The organism is Diaphorobacter ruginosibacter (assembly GCF_040396215.1).
GTDB classification, from domain to species: Bacteria; Pseudomonadota; Gammaproteobacteria; order Burkholderiales; family Burkholderiaceae_C; genus Diaphorobacter_A; species Diaphorobacter_A ruginosibacter_A.
This window is the reverse complement of record NZ_JBEBOW010000185.1, coordinates 1-5,408: the sequence shown is the minus strand read 5'-3', so window position 1 is coordinate 5,408 and position 5,408 is coordinate 1. Positions and strand designations below refer to the sequence as shown.

Genomic DNA, 5,408 nt, shown 5'->3' with positions numbered 1-5,408 from the left:
CCAGGACGGTATCCGCCCCTGAAGTAGAGCGTGGGCGGCGCAACGACGACGGGCGGCGCATAGTACACCGGGCGCGCCGGCCGGTAATACACCGGCGGCGGCGGTGGCGCGTAATAAGTCGGAGGGGCGTAGTACACAGGTGCGGGCGCGTAATAGTAGGGCTGCGGCGAGGCCACGCCCACGGCCATGCCCGGCGCGCCGATGCCGACCGACCAGGACACGCCGGCACCCGCTTGAGCAGCGCCAGCGCCGGTCAGGAATGCAAGGGCCACGCCCGCGCTGGCGATCACGGCATACAGAGAGCGACGTTGGATCATGAAATTCTCCTTGGAACAATGGCGGGAGTCCCGCTCTTCAGGCGTCAGGTTCAAAACATCTGATCCCTTAACGCACGACATGCCCACGGGGATGTCATGATGTTGGAGCTTTGTTGTGTCCGATAGTTGCAGCCGATGTTTCCATTTGTAGAAACTGCCAGCGCCCTTCCCTTGGAGAAATAACATTCACTAACAAAACCGCAAGCCGGCCTCCGCCCCCTGTCCGCCGTTCAGGGCGTTGCGCCACGGTTGCCGTTGCATTTCAGCTCTTGCCCGCTCTCCTGGACGCGCGCGGCACCACGGAGCGGAAACCATCGCCTTCGATTTCGATCACCGCCTGCGGCTCAAGGCGGTTGAATTCGATCTCGCAGCCCTGGCTGTTGGGGGAAAAAACCAGCGTGGCTCCCGGAGCCAGCCGCGGTACGGTCTGGTGCAGCGGTTTCGAGAGATCGACCGGCGTTCTCATGGAGCGGAACAGCAATTGCCGGCTGGAGCTGTAAAGCTCATAGCACATGGCCTGCGCCTGGGATGCCGCCAGGGTACACAACACGGCAGCGGCCCATATGCCGCCCCGGCGCGATATTGAAGACTTGCTCATAGGGGCCTCCACCTTCCCAAAGGTCTGACGAACGGTCGTATTTATTATTACCTATTCAATAGCCAAAGCCATAGTCCCAACACAAAGCTGGCCGCCATCACCCGCCGACATTCAGATGGGTGGAGTTCTTGACCTCCTCCATCACCGCATAGGTACGGGTTTCGCGCACGCCGGGCAGCCGCCAGAGCACTTCGCCCGCAAAGCGGCGATAGGCTTCCATATCGGCCTGGCGCGTCTTGAGCAGATAGTCGAACCCGCCCGCCACCATGTGGCATTCCATGATTTCCGGCCGTGCCTGCACCGCCGCGCCGAACTCCTCGAATACGTGCGGAGTGGTGCGATCGAGCAACACCTCGACGAACACCAGCATTCCCGCATCCAGCAAAAGCGGGTTCAGGCGCGCCTCGTAGCCGAGGATGAATCCATCGCGGGTGAGCCGCTGCACCCGGGCCAGCACCGCCGTGGGCGACAGCGCCACCTCTTCCGCCAGCTTGAGGTTGGCAATCCTTCCATCTCGCTGAAGGATATTCAGTATTTTTCGATCAATCCTATCTATTTCCACTATTCATCACCACTTTTTAAATAATTAATTCATTTATTCATCAATATTTTGAACATTAATTCATCAACAAAGCAAGCATGATCCAGCCATCCGGGTGGAAAGCGCCCGATCCCGCCGCCCCCCCAACACTCCTCGATCAACGATCATGCAAACCATCTCCATGCCCATGACCGCCGCCGCCCGCGTCCCGCACGCTCCATTCGCCCCGCGCCTTCCCCAGGACGGCCCGCTGCGCCAGGCCATCACCGCCGCATGCCGCACTCCCGAGCCCCAGGCGCTGGCGCCGCTGCTCGATCTGGCGCGCATCCCCGCCGACAAGGAACGTGAAACGCATGCCCTGGCGCTGCAGCTGGCGCGCACGCTGCGCGAGCGCAAATCCGATCAGGGCCGCGCCGGGCTGGTGCAGGGCCTGCTGCAGGAATTCGCGCTGTCGTCACAGGAAGGCGTGGCGCTGATGTGCCTGGCAGAGGCGCTGCTGCGCATTCCCGACGCGGCCACGCGCGATGCGCTCATCCGCGACAAGATCAGCAACGGCGACTGGGACCGGCACCTGGGCAAGAGTCCGTCGCTGTTCGTCAACGCGGCGACCTGGGGTCTGCTGATCACCGGCAAGCTGGTCGGCACGCACAGCGAAGGCGGCCTCAAGGATGCCCTTCGCCGCATTACCGCGCGTGGCGGCGAACCGCTGATCCGCAAGGGCGTGGACATGGCCATGCGCATGATGGGCGAGCAGTTCGTGACCGGCGAGACGATCGCGCAGGCGCTCAGGCACGCCGCGCCGCTGGAGGCGCAAGGCTTTCGCTATTCCTACGACATGCTGGGCGAGGCCGCGCTGACCGCGCAAGACGCCGAGCGCTACATGCGCTCCTACGTGGATGCCATCCACGCGATCGGCAAGGCGTCGAACGGACGCGGCGTCTACGAAGGCCCGGGCATCTCCATCAAGCTCAGCGCGTTGCACCCGCGCTACAGCCGCGCACAGCATGAGCGCGTGATGCAGGAGCTGTATCCCCGCGTGCTGCAACTGGCCGCGCTGGCCCGCCAATACGACATCGGGCTCAACATCGACGCGGAAGAAGCCGACCGGCTCGAACTCTCGCTGGACCTGCTGGAGCGGCTCTGCCACGAGCCTTCGCTCGCGGGATTCAACGGCATCGGCTTCGTCATCCAGGCCTACCAGAAGCGCTGCCCGTTCGTCATCGACTTCGTGATCGATCTTGCGCGCCGCACGCAGCATCGGCTGATAGTGCGGCTGGTCAAGGGCGCCTACTGGGACAGCGAGATCAAGCGCGCGCAGGCCGACGGGCTGGCGGACTATCCCGTCTACACGCGCAAATCGCACACCGACGTGTCCTACATCGCCTGCGCGCGCAAGCTGCTGGCCGCGCCCGAGGCCATCTATCCGCAGTTCGCAACGCACAACGCGCAGACGCTCGCCACCATCTACACGCTCGCGGACCCCGCGCGCTACCAGCCGGGGCAGTATGAATTCCAGTGCCTGCACGGCATGGGCGAGCCCCTTTATGAGCAGGTCGTGGGACAGCCCTCGCAGGGACGGCTGGGCCGCCCCTGCCGCGTGTACGCGCCGGTCGGCACGCACGAGACGCTGCTGGCCTATCTCGTGCGCCGCCTGCTTGAGAACGGCGCCAATACATCCTTCGTGAACCGCGTGGCCGACCCCAACCTGCCGCTGCAATCGCTGATCGAAAACCCCGTTGCCACGGTCGATGCCGACACGCAAAAAGAAGGATACGCTGCCCTGCCTCATCCGCGCATCCCGCCGCCCCCCGCACTTTATGGCGCGCAGCGCGTCAACTCCAGCGGGCTCGACCTGGCCAGCGAGCCCATCCTGAAAGCGCTCGATGCCGCGCTGCTCGCCAGCGCGCAGCAGCCCTGCGATGCCGCGCCCCTGATCGCCGCACAGCGCGAGTGCGACGCAGGCGAAGCCGCCGTCATCACCAATCCCGCCGATCGCCGCGATGTGATCGGTCACGCCCTGCAAGCCTCGGCCTCCGACGTGAATGCCGCACTGCGCGCCGCCCAGGCCGCGCAGCCGTCATGGGCCGCCACATCCCCCGCGGACCGCGCAGCCATGCTGCGGACCGCGGCCGACCTGCTGGAGGCGCGGCTGCTGCAGCTGGCGGCGCTCGCCATGCGCGAAGCGGGCAAGACCGCCGCGAATGCGGTCGCCGAAGTACGCGAAGCCGTGGACTTTCTGCGCTACTACGCGGCGCAGGCCATGCTGCTGGAGAGCGACGCGCAAGGCTATGCGCCGCTTGGCCCCGTGGCCTGCATCAGCCCGTGGAATTTCCCGTTGGCGATTTTCATGGGCCAGGTGTCCGCGGCGCTGGCGGCGGGCAATACCGTGCTTGCCAAGCCCGCCGAGCAGACACCGCTGATCGCCGCCGAGGCCGTGCGCCTGCTGCATCGCGCCGGCGTGCCGCAAGCCGTCGTGCAACTGCTGCCGGGCCGGGGCGAGACCGTGGGCGCGCAACTGGTCGGCGACGCGCGGATCATGGGCGTGATGTTCACCGGCTCCACGGAAGTGGCGCGCATCCTCCAGCGCCATCTGGCCGGGCGTTTCGACACGCATGGCCAGCCGATCCCGCTGATCGCGGAAACCGGCGGACAGAACGCACTGATCGTCGACTCATCGGCTCTTGCCGAGCAAGTGGTGGCGGACGTGGTCGCCAGCGCGTTCGACAGCGCGGGGCAGCGCTGCTCGGCATTGCGCGTGCTCTGCGTGCAGGCGGACGTGGCGGACCGCATCGACATCATGCTGCGCGGCGCGATGCGGGAACTGCACGTGGGCAACCCGGCGCGGCTGGCCGTGGACGTGGGCCCGGTGATCGACGAAGAGGCCCACGCCACCATCGAAGCGCACATCGGACGCATGCGCGGCCAGGGGCACGATGTGTTCCAGCCGGAAGCCGGCGCGCAGGAGCTCTCGGGCGGCAGCTTCGTGCCGCCCACGCTGATCGCGCTGAACGCCATCTCCGAGCTGGGCCGCGAAGTATTCGGCCCCGTGCTGCACCTGGTGCGCTACGAACGCGAGAACCTCGATCAGTTGCTGGATCAGATCAACGCCACCGGCTACGGACTCACCCAGGGCCTGCACACCCGTATCGATGAAACCGTGGCCAAGGTGCTCGGGCACGCGCGGGCCGGCAACATCTACGTCAACCGCAACATCGTCGGCGCCGTCGTCGGCGTGCAGCCGTTCGGCGGCGAGGGACTGTCGGGCACCGGCCCGAAAGCCGGCGGGCCTCTGTACATGCTGCGCCTGATGACGCGCCGCCCCCCGGACGCGGCGCGCGCGGCCATGGCGGCGAGCGCCGCGTCCGCGCCGGACATGTCCGCCCAGCCCGCCCTGCAAGCGCCGCTTTCGGCGCTGGCGGACTGGGCCCGGGCAAATAGCCTCGAGCGCCTGGAGCAGGCCTGCGCCGCGCATGCCCGCTGCGCCTGCTCCGGCGCGCTGTGCATCCTGCCCGGCCCCACGGGCGAGCGCAACGAATACCACGTCCTGCCGCGCGAACACGTGCTTTGCATCGCCGGCAGTGACGATGCCCTGCTGATGCAGCTGAGCGCCGTGCTCGCCGTGGGCTCACACGCACTCTGGCCGGCCTCCAGGCGCGAGCTGCTCGCCCGGTTGCCGCAAGCGGTGCGGCAGCGCATCGTCCTGGTCCATGACTGGGCCCGCGACGCCGTGCACTTCGATGCGGTGCTGCATTCAGGCGACCGCGCATCGCTCGAACAGCTATGCAGGCGCATCGCCGAACGGCCCGGCGCGATCATCGGCGTCACGCAGGTGGACGAAGACGGGCTTTTTCCGCTTGAACGGCTGGTCCTCGAACGCGCCGTGAGCATCAACACGGCGGCTGCCGGAGGCAATGCAAGCCTGATGACGCTGGCCTGACCCGCCAGCCAGGCC

Annotated in this window: 4 protein-coding genes; 1 reads left to right on the top strand and 3 read right to left on the bottom strand. The window is 66.6% G+C overall.

What is annotated here, in order from left to right; genetic code table 11:
* From ABWP92_RS16205 to ABWP92_RS16195, 3 genes are all read right to left on the bottom strand, one after another.
* Nucleotides 1–317, bottom strand: a 317-nt coding sequence (locus ABWP92_RS16205; RefSeq protein WP_353236437.1) for a hypothetical protein, incomplete at its 3' end; no start/stop codon positions are given.
* A 262-nt stretch (nt 318–579) separates the two neighbouring features.
* Nucleotides 580–915, bottom strand: coding sequence for a hypothetical protein (locus tag ABWP92_RS16200; protein WP_353236436.1), 336 nt, complete (start codon nt 913–915; stop codon nt 580–582).
* Between the two features lie 97 nt (nt 916–1,012).
* Nucleotides 1,013–1,480, bottom strand: coding sequence for an Lrp/AsnC ligand binding domain-containing protein (locus ABWP92_RS16195; protein WP_353236439.1), 468 nt, complete (start codon nt 1,478–1,480; stop codon nt 1,013–1,015).
* A 142-nt stretch (nt 1,481–1,622) separates the two neighbouring features.
* On the opposite strand from ABWP92_RS16195, the gene putA reads away from it, so the two are divergent.
* Nucleotides 1,623–5,393, top strand: a complete 3,771-nt coding sequence (putA, locus tag ABWP92_RS16190; protein WP_502907557.1) for a trifunctional transcriptional regulator/proline dehydrogenase/L-glutamate gamma-semialdehyde dehydrogenase — start codon at nt 1,623–1,625, stop codon at nt 5,391–5,393.
* Nucleotides 5,394–5,408: the final 15 nt, after the last annotated feature.